18 protein-coding genes, 4 tRNA genes and 1 other RNA gene are annotated in these 24369 nt (G+C 71.9%); 9 read left to right on the forward strand and 14 right to left on the reverse strand.

Translation table 11 applies throughout. From position 1 onward, the window contains the following. Window positions 1-21: 21 nt before the first annotated feature. A complete protein-coding gene (locus tag AC0VY3_RS00830) occupies window positions 22-1263 on the reverse strand; it encodes a sensor histidine kinase (protein ID WP_475548672.1) in 1242 nt (413 codons plus the stop codon). Window positions 1264-1403: 140 nt separating this feature from the next. On the opposite strand from AC0VY3_RS00830, the gene AC0VY3_RS00835 reads away from it, so the two are divergent. The 3 genes from AC0VY3_RS00835 to AC0VY3_RS00845 all read left to right on the forward strand — a co-directional run bounded on the left by AC0VY3_RS00835 (window position 1404) and on the right by AC0VY3_RS00845 (window position 5410). Then, window positions 1404-2594 carry a serine hydrolase domain-containing protein gene (locus tag AC0VY3_RS00835; RefSeq protein ID WP_475548673.1) on the forward strand — a complete coding sequence of 397 codons (1191 nt, stop codon included), beginning with the start codon at window positions 1404-1406 and terminating at the stop codon, window positions 2592-2594. Window positions 2595-2646: 52 nt separating this feature from the next. Beyond that, window positions 2647-3813, forward strand: a complete 1167-nt coding sequence (locus tag AC0VY3_RS00840; RefSeq protein ID WP_475548674.1) for a serine hydrolase domain-containing protein — start codon at window positions 2647-2649, stop codon at window positions 3811-3813. Window positions 3814-4876: 1063 nt separating this feature from the next. Then, the gene (locus AC0VY3_RS00845) at window positions 4877-5410 is read left to right on the forward strand and encodes a hypothetical protein (RefSeq protein ID WP_242736242.1); all 534 of its coding nucleotides are present in this window, start codon (window positions 4877-4879) and stop codon (window positions 5408-5410) included. Between the two features lie 732 nt (window positions 5411-6142). Here AC0VY3_RS00845 and AC0VY3_RS00850 read toward each other — a convergent pair. The 5 genes from AC0VY3_RS00850 to AC0VY3_RS00870 form a co-directional block, all read right to left on the reverse strand. Continuing rightward, window positions 6143-6568 carry a PIN domain-containing protein gene (locus AC0VY3_RS00850; RefSeq protein ID WP_475548675.1) on the reverse strand — a complete coding sequence of 142 codons (426 nt, stop codon included), beginning with the start codon at window positions 6566-6568 and terminating at the stop codon, window positions 6143-6145. After that, complete coding sequence (locus AC0VY3_RS00855) at window positions 6565-6843, reverse strand: replication initiation and membrane attachment family protein (protein WP_147960661.1); 279 nt, start codon at window positions 6841-6843, stop codon at window positions 6565-6567. The genes AC0VY3_RS00850 and AC0VY3_RS00855 overlap by 4 nt, the downstream gene beginning before the upstream one ends. A 66-nt stretch (window positions 6844-6909) precedes the next feature. Then, window positions 6910-7803, reverse strand: a complete 894-nt coding sequence (locus AC0VY3_RS00860) for a phosphorothioated DNA-binding restriction endonuclease (protein ID WP_475548676.1) — start codon at window positions 7801-7803, stop codon at window positions 6910-6912. A 94-nt stretch (window positions 7804-7897) separates the two neighbouring features. Next, window positions 7898-10348, reverse strand: coding sequence for a helicase-associated domain-containing protein (locus AC0VY3_RS00865; protein ID WP_475551618.1), 2451 nt, complete (start codon window positions 10346-10348; stop codon window positions 7898-7900). A gap of 278 nt (window positions 10349-10626) precedes the next feature. Beyond that, window positions 10627-10714, reverse strand: a tRNA-Ser gene (locus tag AC0VY3_RS00870). A gap of 133 nt (window positions 10715-10847) precedes the next feature. On the opposite strand from AC0VY3_RS00870, the gene ffs reads away from it, so the two are divergent. The 6 genes from ffs (at window position 10848) to AC0VY3_RS00900 (ending at window position 19372) form a co-directional block, all read left to right on the forward strand. After that, window positions 10848-10942, forward strand: an RNA gene (ffs, locus tag AC0VY3_RS00875) — signal recognition particle sRNA small type. 79 nt (window positions 10943-11021) lie between these two features. Further along, window positions 11022-13292, forward strand: coding sequence for a DNA polymerase III subunit gamma and tau (locus tag AC0VY3_RS00880; protein ID WP_475548677.1), 2271 nt, complete (start codon window positions 11022-11024; stop codon window positions 13290-13292). Window positions 13293-13400: 108 nt separating this feature from the next. Continuing rightward, entirely contained in the window at window positions 13401-14651 is a 1251-nt protein-coding gene (gene purD / locus AC0VY3_RS00885) for a phosphoribosylamine--glycine ligase (RefSeq protein WP_103508867.1), read from the forward strand. Between the two features lie 324 nt (window positions 14652-14975). Beyond that, window positions 14976-16679 carry a hypothetical protein gene (locus AC0VY3_RS00890; RefSeq protein WP_475548678.1) on the forward strand — a complete coding sequence of 568 codons (1704 nt, stop codon included), beginning with the start codon at window positions 14976-14978 and terminating at the stop codon, window positions 16677-16679. A gap of 226 nt (window positions 16680-16905) precedes the next feature. Continuing rightward, on the forward strand, window positions 16906-18360 hold the full coding sequence (locus AC0VY3_RS00895; RefSeq protein WP_103508869.1) for a N,N-dimethylformamidase beta subunit family domain-containing protein: 1455 nt from the start codon (window positions 16906-16908) through the stop codon (window positions 18358-18360). A 97-nt stretch (window positions 18361-18457) separates the two neighbouring features. Then, window positions 18458-19372 carry a phosphoribosylaminoimidazolesuccinocarboxamide synthase gene (locus AC0VY3_RS00900; RefSeq protein WP_103508870.1) on the forward strand — a complete coding sequence of 305 codons (915 nt, stop codon included), beginning with the start codon at window positions 18458-18460 and terminating at the stop codon, window positions 19370-19372. A 57-nt stretch (window positions 19373-19429) separates the two neighbouring features. Here the strand turns inward: AC0VY3_RS00900 and AC0VY3_RS00905 are convergent. The 8 genes from AC0VY3_RS00905 to AC0VY3_RS00940 all read right to left on the reverse strand — a co-directional run bounded on the left by AC0VY3_RS00905 (window position 19430) and on the right by AC0VY3_RS00940 (window position 24324). Continuing rightward, window positions 19430-19502, reverse strand: a tRNA-Gly gene (locus tag AC0VY3_RS00905). A 23-nt stretch (window positions 19503-19525) separates the two neighbouring features. Beyond that, window positions 19526-20146 carry a response regulator transcription factor gene (locus tag AC0VY3_RS00910; RefSeq protein WP_003968028.1) on the reverse strand — a complete coding sequence of 207 codons (621 nt, stop codon included), beginning with the start codon at window positions 20144-20146 and terminating at the stop codon, window positions 19526-19528. Continuing rightward, window positions 20143-21513, reverse strand: coding sequence for a sensor histidine kinase (locus tag AC0VY3_RS00915; protein WP_475548679.1), 1371 nt, complete (start codon window positions 21511-21513; stop codon window positions 20143-20145). Before AC0VY3_RS00915 ends, AC0VY3_RS00910 begins: the two co-directional genes overlap by 4 nt. A gap of 1 nt (window position 21514) precedes the next feature. Further along, complete coding sequence (locus AC0VY3_RS00920) at window positions 21515-22345, reverse strand: ABC transporter permease (protein WP_103508872.1); 831 nt, start codon at window positions 22343-22345, stop codon at window positions 21515-21517. Next, window positions 22342-23421 carry an ABC transporter ATP-binding protein gene (locus tag AC0VY3_RS00925; protein ID WP_103508873.1) on the reverse strand — a complete coding sequence of 360 codons (1080 nt, stop codon included), beginning with the start codon at window positions 23419-23421 and terminating at the stop codon, window positions 22342-22344. Before AC0VY3_RS00925 ends, AC0VY3_RS00920 begins: the two co-directional genes overlap by 4 nt. Window positions 23422-23550: 129 nt before the next feature. Next, window positions 23551-23623 (reverse strand) — tRNA-Gly (locus AC0VY3_RS00930). A gap of 79 nt (window positions 23624-23702) precedes the next feature. Further along, a tRNA-Gly gene (locus AC0VY3_RS00935) sits at window positions 23703-23774 on the reverse strand. 214 nt (window positions 23775-23988) lie between these two features. Next, complete coding sequence (locus tag AC0VY3_RS00940; protein WP_030633450.1) at window positions 23989-24324, reverse strand: histone-like nucleoid-structuring protein Lsr2; 336 nt, start codon at window positions 24322-24324, stop codon at window positions 23989-23991. Between the last annotated feature and the right edge of the window lie 45 nt (window positions 24325-24369).

Here is a 24369-nt window from a genome sequence, read left to right on the forward strand (position 1 = left end):
CTCCGCCCGTGTCGGATCCACTCACGCCGACGCCCGTACCGGCAGCCGGACGGCCAGCCGCCAGTGCCCCGCCCCGTCGGGGCCGGACCGGAACTCACCGTGCAGCAGCCGGACGCGCTCGGCCAGTCCGGGCAGACCGTGGCCGGAGGTCGAGAAGGCTCCCGAGCCCGGCCCCGTCCGTGCCCCGGTCCGGTTGACCACCGTGAGGTCCAGCTCGTCCGGTCCGGCCGCCACCCGGACCTCGATCGGGCCGCCCGCCCCGTGGCGCAACGCGTTCGTCAGCCCCTCCTGGAGGATCCGGTACGCCGCTCGGGAGAGCGTGCCCTGCACCCGCGCCAGTTCACCCGACAGCTCCGGTTCCACCACCGCGCCCGCGTGCCGCAGGCGTTCCAGCAGTTCGGGGAGGTCGGCCAGGGTCCGGGTCGGCGCCGTCCCCGGCTCTTCCTCGCGCAGTACTCCGAGCGCGTAGTCCAGGTCCTCCAGCGCGGCCCGCGTCGATTCCTCGATGCTGCGCATGGCGGCCCGCGCCGCGGCCGGGTCGGCGGAGAGCACCTCTCCGGCCACCGCTGCCTGGATGGTGGCCGCCGTCAGCGTGTGCCCGATCGAGTCGTGCAACTCGTGGGCGATCCGGTTGCGTTCGGCCAGCAGCAGTTCCCGCTCGGCGGCCAGCGCGAGCCGTTCGGCCGCCGACGGCCCCAGCAGCCGGGGCGCCGACCACCGAAGGGCCTTCGTCACCAGTACGCAGACGGCGACCGCCAGCAGGACGCACAGCGCGGCCACCACCCAGCTCCACCCGCCCGACACCCGGACCGACGTGCCGAACAGGCTCGCCCGCACCTCGCCGCCGAGCCAGTTCGACGGCAGGGAGAGGCCCATGATGAACAGCACCCCGCTCGCCAGCGCCCCCACCCACCCGACGGCCACGTGCAGGACCAGCCAGAGCGGGGTCCGCCAGCGGTCGAGGCCGAGCGAACCGGCGGCGCGGCGGCCGGCCACCGGATTCGGCAGCGGCACCCGCAGCAGTCGGCGGGCGGCCACGACCAGCGCTCGCCGTACAGGGCGCGCCAGTCCGACCACGCCGACCAGCGCCGCCCAGACCAGCAGGACCACGGCGACCTGCACGCTCTCGGGGGCGGAACGCCACGACAGCGCCGGAAGCAGGGCGACAGGCAGCAGCGGAAGGCTCGCCAACGCCCCGCAGTAGGCGAACAGCACACCTGAGTACGTGGAGCCGCGCAGCAGCAGCCGAATTCCCCTGATCATGGTCGCCAGTATCGTCGGGCAGCCCGGCGGCGGCCTCCCCCGATCGGGGGAGCGATTTCTCCCGCCTTCCCGCGATGCGGTCGAAAGGCCCCGGGCGACAGGATTCGTGCCTCGACCACACGAATTTCCGGGAGTGACTTATGCGTGCTCAGACACGGCAGGGCCTTCGTTTCTCGATCCGGCACCAGGGCGGCCGACGGCGCCGGGCCGTGTCGGCCGCGGCCGCGGTGGCCGTCGGCGTCATGACCCTGGGCGTCCTCGCCCCGCCCGCCGCCTTCGGTTCCGCCGACTCTGCTGCCGCCGCCAGGCCGAACGCCGTCCAGCAGGCCCTGAACACGCTGGTGCGCGATGACGGGATGCCCGCCGCGCTGGCGAGCGTCAAGGACCGGAACGGCCGCACCCGCACCTACACCGCAGGAGTCGGCGACCTGACCACCGGCTCGAAGGTGCCCAGGGACGGTCAGGTGAGGGTCGGAAGCAACACCAAGTCGTTCACGGCGGTCGTGGTGCTGCAGCTCGTCGGCGAGGGAAAGATCGACCTCGACGCCCATGTCGACACCTACCTGCCCGGCCTCGTACGCGGGGAGGGCATCGACGGGAACCGCATCACCGTCCGCCACCTCCTCCAGCACACCAGCGGACTCCCGGAGTACGGCATCCACCTCGACGACGCCGGGATCAGGAACCGGTACTTCGAGCCCCGCGAACTGCTCGACCTCGCCCTCGAGCACAAGGCCGACGCGGAACCCGGGAAGACCTGGGGGTACAGCAACACCAACTACGTCCTGGCCGGTCTGATCGTCCAGAGGGTCACCGGCCGCCCCCTCGCCGAGGAGATCGACCGGCGCGTCATCAAGCGCATCGGGCTGCGCCACACGTACTTCCCCACTCCCGGCGACATGACCATCCGAGAGCGGCACCCGCGTGGCTACCACCGCAGCCCGGCGGACGGACCGCTGCGCGACTTCACGGAGATGGACCCCTCCGCAGGCTGGGCGGCCGGCCAGTTGATCTCCACCAACTCCGATCTCAACCGCTTCTTCACCGCGCTCCTGGCCGGCCGCCTCCTTCCGGCGGCCCAGCTCACCGAGATGCGCAAGACCGTCCCCGCCGGGACCTCCGGCCTCCGCTACGGGCTGGGACTCACCAGCAGGCCACTGTCGTGCGGCGGCGTCTACTGGGGCCACGGTGGTGACATCGCGGGATACGAGACCCGTGGCGGGGTCACCGACGACGGCCGCGCCGCCAACGTCGCGGTCACCAGCATCCCGACGGACGAGGCGGCCGCAGGGCACGTGACCGACGCCGTGGACAAGGCCCTGTGCGGCTGAACGCGCAACCGGCGATCCGAACCGACGAACCAACGATTCCTCAGGAGCTGAGATGCGTGGACAGACGCGGCGAGTGTTCCCCCCGACGATCCGGCAGCGCGGCACGCGGCGACAGATTTCGCACGCCGCGGCCGCGGTGACCATCGGGGTCATGACGCTGGGAGTCCTGGCCCCGCCCGCTGCCTCGGCGGCCGGGCCGGACGCCGTCCAGCAAGCACTGAACACGCTGGTGCGCGATGACGGGACGCCCGCCGCGCTGGCGAGCGTCAAGGGCCGTGCCGGCCGCACCCGCACCTACACCGCAGGGGTCGGCGACCTGACCACCGGCTCGAAGGTGCCCAGGGACGGTCAGGTGAGGATCGGCAGCAACACCAAGAGCTTCGTCGCGGTCGTCGTCCTCCAGCTCGTCGCGGAGCGGAGGGTGAGCCTTGACGCCGATGTCGACACCTACCTGCCCGGCCTCGTACGGGGGGAGGGCATCGACGGGAACCGCATCACCGTCCGCCACCTTCTCCAGCACACCAGCGGACTCCCCGAGTACAGCAACCACCTCGGGGACGACGTCCGGTACTACGACCCCCGCGAACTGCTCGCCACAGCTCTCCGGTACCCCGCCGAATTCGACCCCGGGAAGAGCTGGAAGTACAGCAACACCAACTACGTGCTCGCCGGCCTGATCGTCCAGAAGGTCACCGGCCGTCCTCTCGCCGAGGAGATCGACCGGCGCGTCATCAAGCGCATCGGGCTGCGCCACACCTACTTCCCCGCTCCCGGTGACGCGAGCATCCGAGAGCCTCACCCCCACGGCTACTACCAGGAATCGGCGGAGACTCCGCTGCGCGACATCACGGAGATCGACCCTTCCTGGGGTTGGGCGGCAGGACAGATGATCTCCACCAACTCCGATCTCAACCGCTTCTTCACCGCGCTCCTGGCCGGCCGCCTCCTCCCGGCGGCCCAGCTCGCCCAGATGCGCTCCACCGTCCCGGCCGAAGCGACCTTCGGCCCGGGCGCCCGCTACGGACTGGGACTCGTCAGCAGGCCGCTGCCGTGCGGCGGCCTGGCCTGGGGCCATGGCGGCAGCTTTCCGGGGTACGAGACCCGTGGCGGCGCAACCGACGACGGCCGCGCCACCAACGTCGCGGTCACCACGCAGCTCACCGACGAGGCGGCCCGGAGAAGCCTCGAACGCGCCGTGGACACCGCCTTGTGCCGCTGAACCTGCCGAGGACGTTTCGTGTCTGCGGACCCGATACGACGTCGGCCCACGGACACGTCCGTTGCAGCCGCCGCGCCACAGCCCCGACGGGGCTGCCTCCACGGCACTTGCGACCAGGGAACGCAGAAGGCCCCGACCGGTCTCCCGGTCGGGGCCTTCGACGTATTGCCCGGTGAGAGCGATGGCGGAGGATACGAGATTCGAACGCGTGAGGGGTCGCCCCCACCACGCTTTCCAGATGTTCGCCCGGGGGTCCCGCCAGAGTCAGGACCGTCCTGATCTGAATCGAAGGGTGGGCGCGAGGCATCTGAACGGCCCTGCACGAAGGTGAAGGCAACCGGAACTGCAACCACTGGGACGGGCGCCAGCAGGGAGCGAGGATGACGGCCGTCAAGAGGGCGCTGCGGGAACCGGCTTCCTCGTGGCTGTCGTCTGCGTACCCGGCCCTCTCACCGTCTTCGGCGGTCCGCGCCTGGCCCTCCGGCTCCATGGCCGGGTGAGATGCGGCAGCGGGCGGCCTCAGCGGCCCCGCGGGTTGCTGGCCCGTGCTCCCCGCACGGTCGAGGGACCTTCTCGCCGGGGCGGAAACGGCGAGATTGTCGAACACTTCGACAACGAAATCGGCCTGCGGAACAGCATGCCGCCTGATCACGCTGCCGCGCCGGCGATCTTCACGATCCTCGACTGAGTCAAGCCAGCCCTCGGTACTTGCCGCGTACGTAATCGACATGAGCTTGTCCGTTCACTTACGTACTGTGATTGTCTGTGCATACGGTGTTGAGGCCGCACGGAGGCTATGAGGTTGTGGGCGGCCGTGGAGTCCCGACCGCAAGGCCGACATACCGAAGCGCCGGCAACGGTCAGCACGCCCGGCCAACAGGCAGGCACGCACTGCGCATCGACAGGTTGGGGCAGGGCCTCGGATACGGCCTGGCCTCGGTGTTCGGCGTCGAGGGATGCGGCATCTCGACCTTCAAGCCCGTCTGGTGCGACCTGTGATGCAGGAGGCACGCTGTAGTCGCCGAGGGGGGCGGAGGGACCTGTGAGATCGAAGCCGGAGTCCATGTCTATCCTGCGCAGCTCCGAGTTCGGTGCGTGGGTGGTGCTGCTCTCCTTCTCGGTTGTCCTGGGTTTCTTCCTCGCGGCCGTCCAGCCGGCTGGTGAGACGCTGCCACTCTGGCAACGGTCGCTTCACGGGCTCCCATGGAGCCTGGCACTGGGCTATCCGTCCTGGCTGTACCTCAGATGCCGGGTGGTCCTGGGCGAGGACGGGCTGCTGATGCACAACAGGCTGACGGACATCTGGGTGCCGTTCGGTCTCATCCATCGGATCCTCACCACGGACGGGCTCGGCGTGGAGCTCAAGGACGGCCGTATCCTCAAAAGCCCCGCGGTCGGCTCCTCGTTGAGCGGGAGGCTCAGCGGCTACCAGTCCGCGAAGAAGCTCCGACGGGCGGTGCAGCCCCGACTGACTCCCGCGGATCCCGCGCCTGATGGTGTGGACATCAAGCGGCGCGTACAGCTGTCCTGGGCCTTCTTCCCCGCGATGACCGCAGTCCACGGCCTCTGGTATCTGCTGCTCCTCGCGGGGGAGTAATGCGGGCGTCCGCAGGTGGGCGGTGCCGTTGCCCTGCGGGGGCGACGAGGGTCGCCACGCTCGCGTGCGCGTCGGGGGCGCGGGGCAAGAACTGCGGATCGATGCCGGCCAGATGCTGAGGGACCGAGCGGGCGAGAGGAAGGCGTGAGCGGTGACCTCCTCGGTGGCTGGACTGGTGGCATGCGGCGGGGCCTACTTGCTGACCGGTCGTCACCGGCTGCCGGGCTCGTCCAGTACCGGCATCGCAGGGGCGGCCGATGAGGCGGATCGAGGCTTTCCGGACCAGCTGCGCGATGTCCTGCCGACCGGCGTACGTCGCCATGGTGGCCCTCGACAGGGGCTCCCCTACGGCCGACGCCGGGTGACGCCCTGCGGCAGCAGTCGCAGGGCGTCCGGGCACCGTGGGCACTGCGGTCGCCCGGCCGCAACGTGTGCCGGCCCGGCCTCAACGGGCGGTAGCCGGAAACTGCAACCAAAACTGCAATCACCAACGTCGAAGGTCCCCGCTGCAAGCAGCGGGGACCTTCGACGTATTGCCCGGTGAGAGCAATGGCGGAGGATACGAGATTCGAACGCGTGAGGGGTTGCCCCCAACACGCTTTCCAGATGTTCGCCCGGGGGTCCGGAAGTGATCAGGAGCGTTCTGGCCTGCGGCGGATCGGGGCGTCGGGTAGGTGAAGGACGGCGCTGGACGAGGGTGAATGAGACCAAGACCGAGACCGGAGAGCCGGGTCACACCTGTTTGACGATGATCGACTCCGGGACCAGCTTCTCCAGGTCGTCCACGTCCGAGGTGAAGACGGCGACCTGACCCTTCTGCTGTCGCGCGATGACGGCGAGCACCGCGTCGATCGCGTACTTGTGGCCGTGCAGCTTGGCGTCGGCCAGGAGGCGGCGGGCCTGGCGGGCCTCGTCCTTCCCGATGTCGGCGACCTTGAGCCGGGAGAGCACCCAGTCCCAGCGCTGCTCGGTGGTTCTGCCGTCGTACGCCTCGACCAGCGTCAGCGGAGACGTCACCACCTCGGCTTCACCCCGGGCCGCGAGGTCGAGCCAGGCGATCATCTTCCGGTCGCCGCGCACAGCCAGGGACAGGGCTTCGCAGCCGAGCACGAAGACGCGCAACGGCCGGTGCTTGTGCTCAGTGGCACGCTTCTTCACGCGGCCTCTCCGGCGTTGTGCTTTCCAGCGGCGCGGCGGCGCTCGTGTTCGGCGTCGAGGTCCTCCAGTTCCTCGAACGCTGCTGTGCGCTCCTCCTCGGTGAGGGGGCCGTACTCCTCCTGCAGCCAGTCGGACAGTTCCCGCAGCCGGTCCCGGTCGCGCTTGAAGCGCAACGCCTCGGCGACGTACGCCGACATTCCCCGTTCTGCCGCCTCCGCGCGGATCTCGTCCAGGAGATCCTCGGGAATCGTCACCGTTACCTTCTTCGTGGCCATACAAGAGACCATACTCCTGGTATCACGCTCCGTACCAGTGCGCTTGCGTGACCGCCAGGTCGGCGTTCAGGCGGTCGTGGCGGGACGTGGGCTGCCTTGGAAGACCTGACTGGTATGCCAGGAACGATGGGCGGGGGCGATGGGGCGGACACCCGGCTGGGGGCCGATGACCGGACGGCCGGCGAGCGTGATGACGTGCTCGCGGGCGGCGGTGCTGCGGCCGACGAAGCTCTGTGAGACCAGGATGCGGTGGCCCTCGCCGAGACCGAGTACGCCTTTGTCGAACAGCTTGTGGTGCAGCGAGCACAGGCACAGCCCGTTCTCGAGGTCGTCCGGCCCGTCGAACGCCCACCAGCGGACATGGGTGGCCTCAAGCCCGACCGGCGCCGTGCCGATCCTGCCGTCGTACCCGCAGAAGGCGCACTGGTACTCGTACGCCGTCAGGACCATCTCCCGCATGCGCCGGTCCCGCTGCCTGCGCTTGGCCGAGACCAGTCCGGTCTCTGCCTCCTCCAGTTCCAGGCCGACGGCTTCGCACAGCTCGCCGTGGAGCGAGGGCGGGAAGTTCAGATCGAGGAGTACGCGTGTCATTCGGCCGAGCAGGGTCGGATCCCGCCGCAGCGCCGCCCGTAGCTCCGGCGTCAGCCGCCCAGCGGCGCCGGTTGCGCGTAGCTCCCTGACCCCGGTCCCGGGGCTGCCCGGACCGCGCTCGGTGCGCACCTCCCACACGCCGTCACTCACCAGATGATGGAAGGGATAGGCGGGCGTCGTCCTGTTCCCAGGACCGTACTCGGCGAGGAGCCGCCGCAGGTCCTGCTCCACCGTGCTGTACCGCAGCTCGTCGTCGGCGTCCTGCTGGAACCGGCTGAGCGCGTACAGGAACAGCAACGGCTTGTGCGGAGCCCGTGCCCCGCTCCTGGTCCACTGCCTCAACCGCGCGGTGCGCTCGACCCAGTCCATGGTCGGCGATCGTAGTGGCGGCTCGTCGCAGTGCTTGGTGGCGGGGCATGGCCGCAGTGACCGGCCGAACACCGAGCCACGACGCGGATCCCCGCTACCCGGGCATGATGCCGTGGATGCGGGAGAGGGTGAAGACCCGTTCGTCGTCGCGCAGGTGGCACCAGGCGTACAGGTAGGGCGGGTCGAGCACGAGCTCGCTGAGGATGCGTACCGTCCGGTTGCCCGAGGCGGCGACGTACTCGACCGTGATGGCTGTGCCGACGTCGACGGCATGGGCGAGCTGGCGGACATCGCTGTACGCCAGGTTCTTCGCGTACGCGGCGACGATCTCCTCGGTGTCCGTGCCGTAGGGGACCCCGGTGCCGAACGGGTCGGGAGCCGGGAGTGTCGGCGGGGCGGCCCGCAGCCTGGCGGCCAGCGCGCTCAGGTCGACGGTCACCGGATTCATCCGAGTCACCGTCGGCACGGACCGCTGCCGCTGTCCTGGGAGTGCCGGGACCGGGACCGGGGCGGCGGCACGTCGGCGCCGGGTCTTCTCGACGCGTACGGTTCCGTCGGCACTCTCGGCGACGGGGGCGTAGCCGGCGGCCCGGAGCGCGGCCAGCGTCTTGTCGAGTGGGGTCCGGCTGACCAGCACGGTCGGTGCCAACACGCGTAGGCCGAGGGCGGCGAGCTTTCTGTGAGTGACGAGTTCGGCGAGGAGGGCGGCTTCTTCGCCATGGATCACACAGGCAGCGGGGGCGATGCGCACACGGCCGTGAGTGCGTGCGGAGTCGTTGATCAGGTACAACAGCGGCTGGGGGAGGGCGCCGACCGCGATGGCGCCCAGGTCGGCCGCGATGGCATCCGCCGTGCGGCCCGTGTCCAGGGCACGCCGAACGGTTGTGGGGCTGAACCTCCACACCGATGCCGTGCCACCGGCTTCCTTGTCCGCGACGGTGTCCAGCAGTGCGGCGAGGCGGGCGGACGGTGTGCCGGTGACAACGGCGGTGAGGTCCGCGCCGAAACGGGCTGCCCTGGTGGCTGCCGGCAGCAGCCGCTCACAGGCAGCGGCGAGCGTTTCGGTGGCGTCGGTGTCGTCGGCCCGCAGAGCGGCACCGATGGGGGACAGGCAGCCGCGGGCGACGACCCCGAGCAGTTCCGCTTCCCGGATTGCGGTGGCGAAGGGTGTGGTGTCCTGGGGGAGTTGTTCGGCGAGCGGGCGGTGCCAGGCAACCACCGGCCCCAGCTCCGCGGGGCTGTGCACTCCCTGGTGCGCCGGGAACTCCGCTGCGGCGGCGAGGAGCCCCTCTCGGGCCTGTACGCAGCCGCCGCAGGGCGGTGTTCCGGCGAGCGCGGGCAGTACCTTGCCGTCCTCGTCGCGGGCCTGGGCCGGAGTCAGCGGCAGTGTCCGCCAGGTGTGGATAAGCGCGGTGAGCTGCTCCGCTGGTTCTCGTTCCGCCCAGGTGTCGTATCCGTCCGTTGCCGCGACCCGGTCGCCGTCCCGGGCCAGCAGACCGGCGTCGTACGCCGTCTCCAGAACAAGGCGTACGACGATGTCGTCGCACTGCGCCGCCTTGCTGATCCGGGACAGCTCACGTGCTCCGACCCCGCCGGACTTCAGCAGGACCGGCGGAGCAGCGGAGCACGTCGCCAGAACCGACGCGGCATGTGCGGCGAACGCCGTGGCGGCTGCCGCCGCCTCCCGGTCCACTTCCGCCGAGGTGACGGACGCCGTCCGCACGGCGGGCGGGACGGGCTCGAAGGGGGCGTGCCAGCCGACTCCGCGCAGTGCGAGCGCCACCTCGGCGGGCATGCGTGGGGATCCGTACCCCGAGTACCGGTCCTGGACCAGCAGCCCCCGCTCCAGTGCCCAGCGCTCACCCGCCTCGGAGTCGGCCGAAGGGGCCGTGAACGTGATCAAACGCGTCGGTGATTGAGCCTGTTCACCCTGGTGAGAGGCTCGCCGCTCAAGCAGCTTCCGGGTGGACGCAGGTGCCGAAGCGATCACCGCGGCCACCTGCTCCGGATTGCTGTGGTGTTCCAGCAGGGCGGTCAGCCGATGCTTCTTGGTGGTGCCGGGCGACGGGATGCCCAGGGTCACCAGCATGCGGCGCAGTTCCTCGGAGGTCGTGTCCGCCAGGAGCCGGGTGAGCGGAGCGTCCAGCCCCAGCGGCGCGTCCCACGCCTGCCGCAACGGCGCTGCCATGCGCAGCAGCCCTTCGCCGTCCGGCCAGACGAGTGCGCGGTCGGCCAGCGCCTCCAAGGCCGCGTCCAGCCCGCGAGTGCTCTCCGTTCCGGTCGCATCCAGAAGATCGGCCAGGGCGGCACATGGAACGGGCCCCAATGCCGCCAGTGCCTCGGATACCTGCAGGTGTGCCAGCGCGAGCCCGGGCAGCACCCGGGCCACCGACGCCGGGCGCTGAAGGCGGTCCGCGAGTTCGCCGAACGATCGTGGCTCCGGCGGGGACACGGCATCCGGGCGAGCCGCCAGGACCCGCTCAAGCCGGGCGACTTCCAGATCACTCAGCCACGTGGCGAGAGTCGATCCGCTGGGCTTGCCGATGGGGACACCTCACAAAGACGAGTGCCGGTGGTCTCCGACCGGAATCGGCCCTGCACAGACCCAGAATGGCGGATCGCGGGGGACGCCTGCGTCCTGAGTCGGCAGAAACCCGCTTCTGAGTGAAGGCGATGCCCTGTGACTCGCCCCTTCGACGGCAAAGAGAAGGAATGAAATGTCTCTTGTGTCGGAAATGAGTGAGACCAGGGCTGAGACCACCAACGCCGAAGGGCCCCACCGCGAACGGTGGGGCCCTTCAACGTATTGCCCGGTGAGAGCAATGGCGGAGGATACGAGATTCGAACTCGTGAGGGGTTGCCCCCAACACGCTTTCCAAGCGTGCGCCCTAGGCCACTAGGCGAATCCTCCGCCGCAAACAATACAAGACGTTGGAGGGTGCTCGCGAACACGTTCCCCGGAGATCGTCCGGAGAGGGTCCGCAGGTCGGTCCGTGGGGGCGGGCGGGTGGACCGGAGGGGGTGGGGATCCGCTAAGGTGGGCGTCAGCCCCTCACGTGGCGCTATCTGACTGAACTCCCCCAGGGCCGGAAGGCAGCAAGGGTAGGTCGGCTCTGGCGGGTGCGTGGGGGGCCCTTGCGTTTCCGGGGGGCCTTGAGCGGGCGGATGCCCGGGCGACGTGGGTTCGGTTGTCAGTCGGCCCCGATAACCTCGTAGATGTGTCGTCCCTTGCGCTGTACCGCCGCTACCGCCCCGAGTCGTTCGCCGAGGTCATCGGTCAGGAGCATGTCACTGACCCGCTCCAGCAGGCCCTGCGGAACAACCGGGTCAATCACGCGTACCTGTTCAGCGGGCCGCGCGGCTGTGGAAAGACGACCAGCGCGCGCATCCTCGCCCGCTGTCTGAACTGCGAGCAGGGGCCCACCCCCACGCCGTGCGGGGAGTGCCAGTCCTGCCGGGACCTCGCGCGCAACGGGCCGGGGTCCATCGATGTGATCGAGATCGACGCCGCCTCGCACGGTGGTGTGGACGACGCCCGTGACCTGCGCGAGAAGGCGTTCTTCGGGCCCGCCTCCAGTCGTTACAAGATCTACATCATCGACGAGGCGCACATGGTCACCCCGGCGGGCTTCAACGCCCTGCTGAAGGTGGTCGAGGAGCCGCCGGAGCACCTCAAGTTCATCTTCGCGACGACCGAGCCCGAGAAGGTCATCGGGACGATCCGGTCGCGTACGCACCACTATCCGTTCCGGCTCGTTCCTCCCGGGACCCTCCGCAGCTATCTCGCCGATGTGTGCGGGCGGGAGAACAGCCCCGTCGAGGACGGCGTCCTGCCGCTCGTCGTGCGCGCAGGCGCGGGGTCCGTGCGTGACTCGATGTCCGTCATGGACCAGCTGCTGGCCGGTGCGGGCGACGACGGTGTGACGTATGCCATGGCCACCTCGCTCCTCGGGTACACCGACGGCTCGCTGCTCGACTCGATCATCGACGCCTTCGCCGCCGGTGACGGGGCCGCCGCCTTCGAGGTCGTGGACCGGGTCATCGAGGGCGGCAACGACCCGCGACGGTTCGTGGCGGACTTGTTGGAGCGGCTGCGTGATCTGGTGATCCTCGCCGCCGTGCCGGACGCGGGGGAGAAGGGGCTCATCGACGCCCCCGCCGATGTCGTCGAGCGCATGCAGGCCCAGGCCTCCGTCTTCGGAGCCGCCGAGCTGAGCCGCGCCGCCGACCTGGTCAACGACGGGCTCACGGAGATGCGCGGGGCCACCTCGCCGCGCCTCCAGGTGGAGCTGATCTGCGCCCGGGTCCTGTTGCCCGCCGCCTACGACGACGAGCGGTCGCTGCAGGCCCGGCTCGACCGGCTGGAGCGCGGGGCCTCGGCCGCCGCTGCCGCCTCGTTCGCCGCTCCGCCCGCCGGCGCTGCTCCCATGGGGTACGTGCCGGGGCCCGAGGCGCACGCCCCGCAGGCCCACGCCCCCGTGGCCCCCGCCGGTCCGGACGTCGCCCGTGCCGCCGTACGGGGCGAGGCGCCTGCCCCTGCGGCGCCCGCCCCGGCCGCCTCCGCACCGCCCGCCCCTGCCCAGGCCTACCCGCCCGCCCCGCAGGCCCCCGCTCCACCCGCCCCCGAGCCCGCCCAGCGGCCCGGGTCCTGGCCCGCCGCCGCGGGAGCAGGAGCAGGCGCCGGGGACCAGGCCCGTCGCCCCGGCGGCTGGCCCACCGCGTCCGCCCCCGGCAGCGGCCCGGCCCCCGCCGCCACCCCGCCGCCCGCGGCCCCGGTCGCCCAGGCCCCGGCAGCCCCCGCGGCCCCGGCCGCGCCCGAGGGCGGCCAGAGCATGGCGCAGGGCGCCGCCCAGGTGCGGAACATGTGGCCGGACATCCTGGAGGCGGTCAAGAGCCGCCGCCGCTTCACCTGGATCCTGCTCAGCCAGAACGCCCAGGTCGCCGGGTTCGACGGCACGACGCTCCAGCTCGGCTTCCTCAACGCCGGTGCCCGTGACAACTTCGCGAGCAGCGGCAGCGAGGAGATCCTCAAGCAGGCCCTCGTCGAGCGCTTCAACGCCCAGTGGCGCATCGAAGCGGTCGTCGACCCCTCCGGCGGCGGGACGCCCCCTCAGTCCGGCGGAGGCGGCGGACGCCCCGCCCCGCAGTACCAGCCCGCCCCGGCCGCACCGGCGGCCCCGGTCGCGTACGAGCCCCGGCCCCAGCACGCGCCCCCGCCGCAGCAGTCCTCCGCCCCGCAGCAGGGGCACGCCCCGTCCGCCCAGCAGTCGCCGCCCTCCTCCGCGCCGCCGCAGGTCCGGGAGGCCGCGCCCGCCCCCGAGGCCTCCCCCAGTGCGTACGGGGCGGAGCCGCCGCGATCCGTCGCCCCCGAGGACGACACCCCGGAGGCCGACGACCCGGATCTCGTCGACTCCGCCCTCTCCGGCCACGAGCTGATCGTCCGCGAGCTGGGCGCCACCGTGGTCGAGGAGTTCCCGAACGAGCAGTGAGGCGGCGCCCCGGCCTCGACGGGTACGACGGGCCGGGAGGCCGCTGTGGTCCGTCCACGGACCGGCGGCCGTCGGGGCTCCCCGCGCCCGGCGGCTAGGCTGCACCCCGTGAAGGTCCTCGTCATCGGCGGCGGCGCCCGCGAACACGCCCTGTGCCGCTCTCTGTCCCTCGACCCCGATGTCACCGCTCTGTACTGCGCCCCCGGCAACGCCGGCATCGCAGAGGTGGCCGAACTGCACCCGGTCGACGCGCTCGACGGTGACGCCGTCGCGCGCCTCGCGACCGAGCTGGGCGCCGGGCTGGTGGTCGTCGGCCCGGAGGCGCCGCTCGTCGCCGGGGTCGCCGACGCCGTCCGCGCGGCCGGCATCCCCTGCTTCGGTCCGTCCGGTGAAGCCGCGCAGCTGGAAGGCTCCAAGGCGTTCGCCAAGGACGTCATGGCCGGCGCCGGAGTCCCCACCGCCCGCAGCTACGTCTGCACCACCCCCGCGGAGATCGAGGAGGCCCTCGACGCCTTCGGCGCCCCGTACGTCGTCAAGGACGACGGCCTCGCGGCGGGCAAGGGAGTCGTCGTCACCGAGGACGTGGCCGTGGCCCGCGCCCACGCGCTGTCCTGCGACCGCGTGGTCATCGAGGAGTTCCTCGACGGCCCCGAGGTCAGCCTCTTCGCGATCACCGACGGCACCACCGTGCTGCCGCTCCAGCCCGCCCAGGACTTCAAGCGCGCATCGGACGGCGACGAGGGCCCGAACACCGGCGGCATGGGCGCCTACTCCCCGCTTCCGTGGGCCGACCCCAAGCTGGTCGACGAGGTTCTCGAAACCGTCCTCCAGCCGACCGTCGACGAGCTGCGCCGCCGGGGCACGCCCTTCTCCGGGCTGCTCTACGCGGGCCTCGCGATCACCTCGCGCGGCGTGCGGGTCATCGAGTTCAACGCCCGCTTCGGCGACCCGGAGACCCAGGTCGTCCTGGCCCGGCTGAAGACCCCGCTCGCCGGTGTCCTGCTCGCCTCCGCCAACGGCACCCTCGATGTCCTCCCGCCGCTGAACTGGCGCGACGACGCGGCCGTCACCGTGGTCATCGCCTCGCACAACTACCCGGACACCCCGCGCACCGGCGACCCGATCGACGGGCTCGCGGACGTCGCGGCGCAGGATGGACCCGACGCGTACGTCCTGCACGCCGGGACCCGCGCCGAGGGCGACGCGGTGCTCAGCGCGGGCGGCCGGGTGCTCTCGGTGACCGCGACCGGCAAGGACCTCACGGCGGCGCGGGAGCGCGCCTACACCGCGCTCGGCCGGATCCGCCTGGACGGCTCCCAGCACCGTACGGACATCGCCCTCAAGGCCTCCCAGGGCTGACCCGCCGGCACACGAGGGTCTTCGCGGCCCCTCCGCCCGCCCCCGTACGCCACCGGCGTACGCGGCAGGCGCGAGGGGCCGCCCCCTGTCCGCGCCCGCCCCGGCCGGCCGCTTGCCCATGGGCGCGAACACGTCAGCAGCTTTACCCAAAGCCATTCCATCGGGTGACGACTGGGCCATCCGGATGACGGTCGCCGGAGCCCCAACTAGGGTGCGGCGCAAGCGTTCCGGCACTTGGCCCACCGGCATTGCGATGTCGGTGACGGGTGCCACAGTGGGGGAGTGAGCAACACCGTCGAGGGGCAGAGGGGGTGACGTCCGGCCGTGTCCGGTATCGATGTGGGTGAGGAGCTGGGTGCGCGGGCCGCACAGGCGCGAGCGCTCGCCCTGCTGCGGATCCGCAGCAGGGCACTGGCCGTGGCGATCCTGCCCGCGGCCGTCGCCGTCGTGCTGTTCGCGGCGGGCGCGCAGGGCCACCTGGCAGGTCCGGTCTGGGACGCCGTGCGCTGGACGGTGCTCGGCGTCGCGGTCGTCGTGCTGCTGGTGACCGTCCTGGTCGCCGTCTCCGTGGCCCGCGCACGGCCCGCCATGAGCCCGACCGTCCCCGTGCCGGAGGAAGGGGCCCCCGACCTCTACCGCCTGGTCCGGGACCTGGCCGACCGGCTCGACGTGCCCGCCCCCTCGGCCATGGCGCTGACCCCGGACTGCGACAGCTGGCTGGAGGACCGCACCCACCGCGCGCTCCGACGGGGCCGGCGGACCCCGGCGGAGGGCGGGGCCGGGGACACCGCACCCGTCCTGGTCATCGGCTCGCCGTTCCTGTGGTGGATGCGGGTCGCCGAGCTCCGCGCGGTCCTCGCCCCCGTGGTGGCGGGCACCGGCCCGTCCGCGCACCCCGACATAGCCGCCGCCCGCCGTTTCGTACGCGGCCTGGACGCGGCGATCGCCGATGCCGCCGCCCCCGGCCGGGGCGCGGTGCGCGGGGCGCCGCTCGCCTTCGCCGGCTGGGTCGCCCGGCTGCTGCTGCGGGCCTGCCGGGACCATGCCGCCGAGATGGAGCGCTGTGTGGCCGCCGCCGCGTCCATGCGGGCCCAGACGGTCGACTACGGGCTGCGCATCGCCGCCCAGGAACAGGTCGGCCTCGCCTACGCCGGCTGGGACCGGCTGCTGACCCGGGTGGCGCTGCCCGCCTGGCGGATGGGCCGCTGGCCTTCCCGGCTGGACGCCGGGGTCGTCTCCGCGCTCACCGAGCTCTCCCGCCGGGACCGGCTGGCCGACGGTTTCGCCCTCCGCCTGGGCGAGCGGCCCGCGTGCGACCTGCTGGAGGAGCCCGGCGTGGCCGACGAGGCGGCGTCCCTGCTCGCCGCCCGGCTCTTCCACGGCGGCCCCGCCGAGAGCGGTCCGGACTGGGCGCCGGTGGACTGGCAGCAGTATCCCGACGAGGTCGTCGACCGGAAGTGGCGTACGGAAGCGGCCCGGCTGCACCGGGTCCTGGACACCCTGGGCGTCCCCCGGGCCTCCGCCGGCGACCCGGACGTCCCCACCCTGGCCCGGGTCATGGAGCATCTGTCCGGGCCCGGTGGCCCGGGCGAGGAGGTCGCGGCGCGCATCGGCGCCGCGGTCGCCCGCGAGGAGGCCGAGCGCCCGGGACACGGCGGCCCCGGACACGGTGGTCAGGGGAACGGCGGTTCGGGTCCGGCCGGCCTCGACTCCGGCGCGGCCGAGGACCCTCTCGACCTCTGGGGGCCGGGACCGCTGCCCCTCTTCCCGCTCCAGCCGCCGCGTACGGGCACCGAGCTGCTCGCCGACCACGTCGCGGCCATGGTCTGCTGCGCGGCCGTGGACACGGCGGGCGCGGCCCCCGGCCTGGACTGGCTGGACGGCCCCGCGCTGCTCGTCGGCGGCGAACGCCGGGCGGACCTCGCGGCCCCGGTCCTCAGCCTGGTCGAGGACGGCGACCCGGACCCGCTGCTGTCCTGGCTCGCCGAGGTCGGCGTGCGTTCCGACAAACCGGTCCGGCTGGTGTGAACCGCGCAGCCGTACCGAAGCGTCCGAGCCGTACCGGGGGTGCCCGCGACACGGAGTCCGGAATTCGGAAGGAAAGGTTCCGTTCCCGTCAATTCACGACGAAGGGTGACGGGGTGCATGCGTTATGTGATGTGCTGGGGATCGGCGCTGACACTCGGCGCACCAGAGTTGTCCGAAGGGTCCACGGAGTCGTCCGGCTCCGGGGGATCCGAGGGAGGGGCGCGGCATGGGGGCGGAGCAGATTCGCCGGTGGGAGTCGGGTGCCCTCGCGCACGCGGTGAGCGATCCCTTCGGGCAGGGCCCGCTGCCCTGGCTGCGCGGCAGCGAGAACTACTTCGACGACACCGGCCAGGTCGTCCCCTGGTACGCCGACCTCGCCCGCTCCACCGGGGGCGGCACCCGTACCGCCGACGACGTGCACCGTCAGATCAAGGGCTTCGTCTCGCCCGGCGCCGCGGCCCCCGGCGAGGCCATCGACTTCCACATCACCGTGGACCCGCCCCAGCAGTTCTCCGTCGACGTCTACCGGATCGGTCATTACGGCGGCGACGGCGCGGCGAAGATCACCACGAGCCCGCGGCTCTCCGGCATCGTCCAGCCCCCGCCGCTCGCCGCCGACCGGACCGTCTCCTGCCACCACTGGTGGATGTCCTGGCGGCTCCAGATCCCGAGCTACTGGTCGGTCGGCGCGTATGTGGCCGTCCTGACCACCGCCGACGGCTACCGCTCGCACATCCCCTTCACCGTCCGCCACGACCATCCCGCCGACCTGCTGCTCCTGCTGCCCGACATCACCTGGCAGGCGTACAACCTCTACCCGGAGGACGGCCGCACCGGCGCCAGCCTCTACCACGCGTGGGACGAGCGGGGGCGGCTGCTCGGCGAGGAGGACGCCGCCGTCACGATCTCCTTCGACCGTCCGTACGCCGGATCGGGCCTGCCGCTGCACGTGGGACACGCGTACGACTTCATCCGCTGGGCCGAGCGGTACGGCTACGACCTCGCCTACGCCGACGCCCGCGACCTGCACGCGGGCCGCGTCGACCCCAGCCGCTACCGGGGCCTGGTCTTCCCCGGCCACGACGAGTACTGGTCGCTGCCGATGCGCCGGGCCGCCGAGCGCGCCCGGGACTCCGGCACCTCGCTCGTCTTCCTCTCCGCCAACACCATGTACTGGCAGGTGGGCCTGGCCCCGTCCGCCTCCGGCGAGGCGGACCGGCTGCTGACCTGCCGCAAACGCCGGGGGCCCGGAAAGTCCGCCCTGTGGCGCGAGGTGGACCGGCCCGAGCAGCAGCTCCTGGGCATCCAGTACGCGGGCCGGGTGCCCGAGCCCCGCCCGCTGGTCGTGCGCAACGCCGAGCACTGGCTCTGGGACGCCACGGGCGCGGTCGAGGGCGACGAGATCCCGGGCCTGGTCGCCGGTGAGGCCGACCGCTACTTCCCGCGCACCAGCCTGCCCGAGCACGACACCAGGATGTTGCTCGCCCACTCCCCGTACGAGGACTCCGAGGGCGCCACCCGCCACCAGGAGACCTCGCTCTACCAGGCCCCCTCCGGCGCACTCGTCTTCGCCTCCGGCACCTTCGCCTGGTCCCCGGCCCTGGACCGCCCCGGCCACACGGACCCCCGGATCCAGCGGGCCACGGCCAACCTCCTCGACCGGATCTGCAAGCGCGACTGACCGGCGCGACGGCATCGGGGCCGGGCCCGGCGCGCGTTCCGCGTCCTGCGTACGGGACAATCGGAACCGCTCCTGGATCAATCTACGCGGAGGCACCGTGTCCGGTTTTGTAGAAAAGCCCGAGCCCGTCGAGGTTCCGGGCCTCACCCACCTGCACACCGGCAAGGTGCGTGACCTGTACCGGAACGAGGCGGGCGACCTCGTGATGGTCGCCAGCGACCGTATCTCCGCGTACGACTGGGTCCTGCCCACCGAGATCCCCGACAAGGGCCGCGTCCTCACCCGGCTCTCGCTCTGGTGGTTCGACCAGCTCGCCGACCTGGTCCCCAACCACGTCATCTCCACCGAGCTGCCCCCGGGCGCCCCGGCCGACTGGGCGGGCCGCACCCTCATCTGCAAGTCGCTGCGCATGGTCGAGGTCGAGTGTGTGGCCCGCGGCTATCTGACCGGCTCCGGGCTGGTCGAGTACGACGCCACCCGTACGGTCTGCGGCATCGGTCTTCCCGAGGGCCTGGTCAACGGATCCGAGCTGCCCGGCCCGATCTTCACCCCGGCCACCAAGGCGGCCGTCGGCGAGCACGACGAGAACGTCAGTTACGAGGACATCGCCCGCTCCGTCGGTGTGGAGACGGCGGCCGAGCTGCGGCGCACGACGCTCGACGTCTACCGCCGGGCCCGGGACATCGCGCACGAGCGCGGCATCATCCTGGCCGACACCAAGTTCGAGTTCGGCTTCGAGACCACCGAGGACGGGACCGAGCGGCTGATCATCGCCGACGAGGTGCTGACCCCGGACTCCTCCCGCTTCTGGCCCGCCGCCACCTGGCAGCCCGGCCGCGCGCAGCCCAGTTACGACAAGCAGTTCGTGCGTGACTGGCTGACCTCGCCGGCCTCCGGCTGGGACCGGAAGAGCGAGCAGCCGCCCCCGGCGCTGCCGCAGGAGATCGTGGACGCGACCCGCGCCAAGTACATCGAGGCGTACGAGGTGCTGACCGGCACCAACTGGTCGTAGCCGACGGGGATACGCAGAAGGCCCCGGTCCACGAGGACCGGGGCCTTCTCCTTCCGGAGCGGACGACCAGGTTCGAACTGGCGACCTCAACCTTGGCAAGGTTGCGCTCTACCAACTGAGCTACGTCCGCAGTGCGCCGAAGCGCGAGGCCTACTATACCCAACCCCGCTCGCGGGCGAGACGCACTGCCGTGTGCCGGTTCTCCGCACCGATCTTGGTGGCGGCCGATGACAGGTAGTTGCGTACGGTCCCCTGGGACAGCGAGGCCCGTTCCGCGATCTCCGCGACCGGCGCCCCGTCCGCCGCCAGTTCGAGCACCTCGGCCTCCCTGGCGGTCAGCGGGGAGTCCCCGGCGGAGATGGCGTCGGCCGCCAACTCCGGATCCACGTAACGGTTTCCGGCGTGGACGGTACGGATGATCTCGGCGAGCCGGCGGGCGCTGACGGTCTTCGGGACGAACCCCCGTACGCCGGCGGCCAGCGCCCGCTTGAGGTGCCCGGGACGGCCGTGGCTGGTCACGATCATGGTGCGGCAGTGGGGCAGTTCGGTCCGCAGCGATGTGGCGACCTTCACACCGTCCGCACCCGGCATCTGGAGATCCAGGACGGCGACATCGGGCCGGTGCGCCAGCGCCATCGCCAGCGCCTCGGGCCCGCTCGCCGCCTCCGCGACCACGACGAGGTCCTCCTCCAGGGCGAGCAGCGCGGCCAGCGCACCCCGGATCAGGTGCTCGTCGTCGGCCAGCAGGACCCGCAGGGGCTGCGCGGTGGTCATCGTTCCTCCGGAGGAGCGGAAGCGGTGTCGGGAGAGGAGGGGGCGGAGGGAGAGGAGGGGGTGGAGAGGGAAGAGGAGGCGGAGGTGGAGGGCGTCGGGCGGGGGGCCGTCAGCGGGACCGTCGCCGTCACCCGGAAGAGGTCCTCCCCGGCGGCTCCGGCGCTGAGCGTCCCGCCGAGCGCCCCGAGCCGTTCACGGAGTCCGGCGAGGCCCGAACCACCGCCGTCGTCCGGACCGCCGAGCGGATCCGTCGTGCCGGCCCCGTCGTTCTCGACCTCCAGGACCACCGCGTCCCGCGTCCGCGCGAGCCGGATCCAGCAGTGGCGCGGGTCGCCGTGGCGCAGGACGTTCGTCGCGGTCTCGCGCACCACCCAGCCGAGCGCGGCCTGGACGGCTGCCGGAGCTCCGATACCCGCCGGGCCGTCGGCCCCTTCGACCGTGACGGTGATCCCGGCGGCCTGCAACACGCCACGCGCGCCCATGAGTTCGGTCGGCAGATCGGCCTCCCGGTAGCCGCGTACGACATCGCGGACCTCCTGCTGCGAGGCCCGGGCGATCCGCTGCACCTCGACCATCTGGTCCACCGCCGCGGCGTTCCCGCGCTGGGCCAGCTCCACCGCCAGCTCGCTCTTCAGGGCGATCACCGACAGGTTCCGGCCCAGCACGTCGTGCATGTCCCGGCCGAACCGCAGCCGCTCCTCCGCCACCGCGAGGCGCGCCTGCATGTCCCGCGCCTCCTCCGCCTGCCACATCACGGACAGGCTCCAGATGCTCGGCCGGGTCGAGACGAGCACCAGCAGGGTGACGACGACCAGTGAGGTGGTCGCCCCGATCAGCGCCCCGCCCGGCACGCCCACGGCCGCCAGGAGGGCCACGACGAGCGCCGCGTAGACGGCGCTGAGACCCAGGAACCTCCGGACCGGGATGAGCAGGACGTACGGGATGGCGAACGCCACGGGCAGGTCCAGGACCAGCAGAACCAGTCCCTGGTCCTTGACGGCGTTCACCGACGCGAGCGCCACCAGTGCGCCGGTCATCACCGCCTGGAGCGCGACGGGCAGCCGCAACCGCCCGGGAGGGAACGGGCCGGCCCCCCGGTAGTGGTCGAAGGCGGCCGAGAGATTGCGGTTGCTCAGCACGGACTGGGTGACGTTGGCGACGAGGAACGCGGCGGCGAGGGCTACCGCCACCGACCCGCTGTCCAGGGCGTCGCCGAGCGGCAGCAGGCCCCAGGACACCGCGAAGAACCAGGTGATCGAGTAGAGCGTCACCCGCGTGTAGAGGTCGATGCGCTGGAGCTTGCTGCGCTCGTGCCAGCCGCGCCGCCAGCCCCGTACCCGACCGATCACGCCCCTCAGCTCCTTCACGTCAGCCGCGCGGGTCCCAGCGGAACCACCGTCGCACAGCAAACACCGCGAAGGCGGTCCAGGCCAGCGCCGCCACGGCGGCCGTGAGCAGGTCGCCGGTCTCCACGCCGCCGAGCCAGCCGTGCCGTACGAGGGTCATCACCCCGGTCAGCGGCAGCAGCTCGAAGACGGCGGCCAGCCTGTCCGGGAAGACGTCCAGCGGGACGATGATCCCGGAGGCGAAGAGCGAGACGAAGAACAGCGGCAGGGTGGTGATCTGCGAGGTCTGGACCGTCCGGGTCATCGCGGAGGTCGCCGCGGCGAGCGCGGACATCATCACGAAGCCCGCGAGCAGGCCCAGCAGGAACAGCTCCGGCCGCTTCGGCGCGGTCAGGTCGAAGGCGATCGCGCCCGCCACCACGAGCAGCACGCTCTGGATGACCGCCAGCGCCACGGAGGGCAGCGCCGTGGAGATCAGGATCTCCCGGTCGGTGACCTCGCCCGTGCGCAGCCGCTTGAGGACGAGTTCCTCGCGCCGGGTGACGTAGCCGGTGACGAGGTTCATGTAGACGACCTGGACCAGCACGATGCCGATGCCGCCGGTGAGGGCGGCGCCCGCGACGGAGAGCCCGGTGCCGGCGAGGTCGATCTGTTCGAGCGAGGCCCGGATCGAGAAGATCATCACGATCGGCAGCACCAGGGCCACGAAGATCGCGGACCGGTTGCGGATCAGCAGGATCAGTTCGGCGCGGGCGAGAGCGTTCAGCCGCCGGAGCGAGGCGGACCGGCTGGAGGGGGAGGGGCCCGGGCCGGGGGCCGTGCGGCCCTCCGCGAGGGCGGTGGGCGTGGTCATGCCGTCACCTTCTTCGTCTCGTTCGGAGTGCTGCCGTCCGGGTGCGGGGCGGCGGACCCGTGCCGGGGCCCCGCCCTGCGCGGGTCGTCGGCCCGCGAGCGGAGCTGGGTGTTCGCGATCTGCAGGAACGCCTCCTCCAGGGAGGCGGAGCGGGCGTCGAGCCCGAGCAGTTCCACGCCCGACTGCTGTGCCCAGCCGAGCAGTTCGTGCAGGGACTCCTGGAGTGTGGAGGTACGGATCTCCACCCGCTGCCCCTCCGCGCCGGCCCGCAACGAGAGGGGAAGGCGCCCGGCCGGTACGCCGTCGGGCAGGGTGAAGCGGATCCGGGCCGGGTGCGCGGCGGTGACCTCGGCGGTCGTCCCGGCTGTCACGATCCGTCCCTGGTGCATGATGGCCAGCCGGTCCGCGAGGGACTCGGCCTCCTCCAGATAGTGCGTGGTCAGCAGGACGGTCGTGCCGGACTCACGGAGTGCCCGGATCAGATCCCAGGTGTCGCGCCGCCCCTCGGCGTCCAGCCCGGTGGTCGGTTCGTCCAGGAAGAGCACCTCGGGCCGCGAGGTGAGAGCCAGCGCCAGGTCCAGACGCCGCTTCTCGCCGCCGGACAGCTGCTTGACCCGCACGTCGGCCCGGCTGGTGAGGCCGACCATGTCCAGGGCCTCGCCGGCGGGGCGGGCGCCGGTGGTGCACGCCGACCACATCCGCACGGTCTCCAGCACGGTGAGGTCGGAGGGGAAGCCGCCCTCCTGGAGCATGACGCCGGTACGGGGGCGGACGGCGGCGCGTTCGCGGTACGGGTCGTGGCCGAGGACCTTGATGGTCCCGGAGGTCGGGAGGGCCAGTCCTTCGAGGAGTTCCACGGTGGAGGTCTTGCCCGCGCCGTTCGTCCCGAGCAGGGCGAACAGTTCGCCGCGGGCGACGGAGAAGGAGACGCCGGAGACGGCCTCGAAGCCGTCCTTGTAGCTGCGGCGAACCCCGTCCACCGCGATCACCGTCTCCGCGGTCACGGCTCCCGCGGGGGCCGTGACCGGAAACGTTCCACCGTCGCGTCGGTCGCTGAGAATGTCGTCGCTGGTCATGCTTCAAGGTTTCCGCCGAAACCGGCCCGCGAGCAGTGCGCGCTGTCATCACTGTCCATGACAAACGTCATGGGGTGACGGAAGAACGCCAAAGGCCCCGATCGAAAACGATCGGGGCCTTTGCGTCTGAGCGGACGACCAGGTTCGAACTGGCGACCTCAACCTTGGCAAGGTTGCGCTCTACCAACTGAGCTACGTCCGCAGTGCAGCCACTCGGCTTTCACCGGTGGAGCGAGCACCACTCTACCTGATCCACTTGAGTGGTCCGAAGAGTCGTGCAGAGCGGGTGACAGGAATTGCACACTGCGCCTTCCCCCTGGAAGGGGGATGTTCTACTACTGAACTACACCCGCACGCTGCGTGGGATTCGGCTTTGCGGCCTCGCCCCTCGGCGTGCTCCAGACTCTAGCCGACCTGCGGGGGTGTCGCGCAAGTCGGCTCCCCGCGGAGCTCGCGGAGCGGTCCCGCCGGCCCGGCCGGCAGGTCGTCCGGCGGGCCGTCCGGGGCCGCCTGACGGAGCGTCCGGACGTGGCGGACGCGCGATCCGCCGCCCGCCGCCGCCCCGGCTCAGCCGGCCGCGGCGAACGCCTCGTAGACCTTCTTCGGGATGCGCCCCCGGGCCGGCACCTCCATCCGGTGCGAGCGGGCCCAGGCGCGGACGGCCGCCGGGTCCGGGGCGAGGGAGGTGTGGTGGTAGGCCGTGGGCGTCCTGCCGTGCTTGCCGGCGTTCGTCTGCTTACGGCCGGCGGCCACGTAGGGCGCCAGGGTCTTCCGCAGTTTCTTCGCGTTGGCGGGATTGAGATCGATCTCGTACGTCTTCCCGTCCAGGGCGAAGGTCACCGTTTCCGCCGCTGCTCCCCCGTCGATGTCGTCGGAGAGTGTCACCACTACGCGCTGAGCCACGGATATCGGTCCTTTCCTACGGCACCGGCGCGTGTCGCGTGCGCG

Source organism: Streptomyces sp. iso_384 (assembly GCF_056172905.1).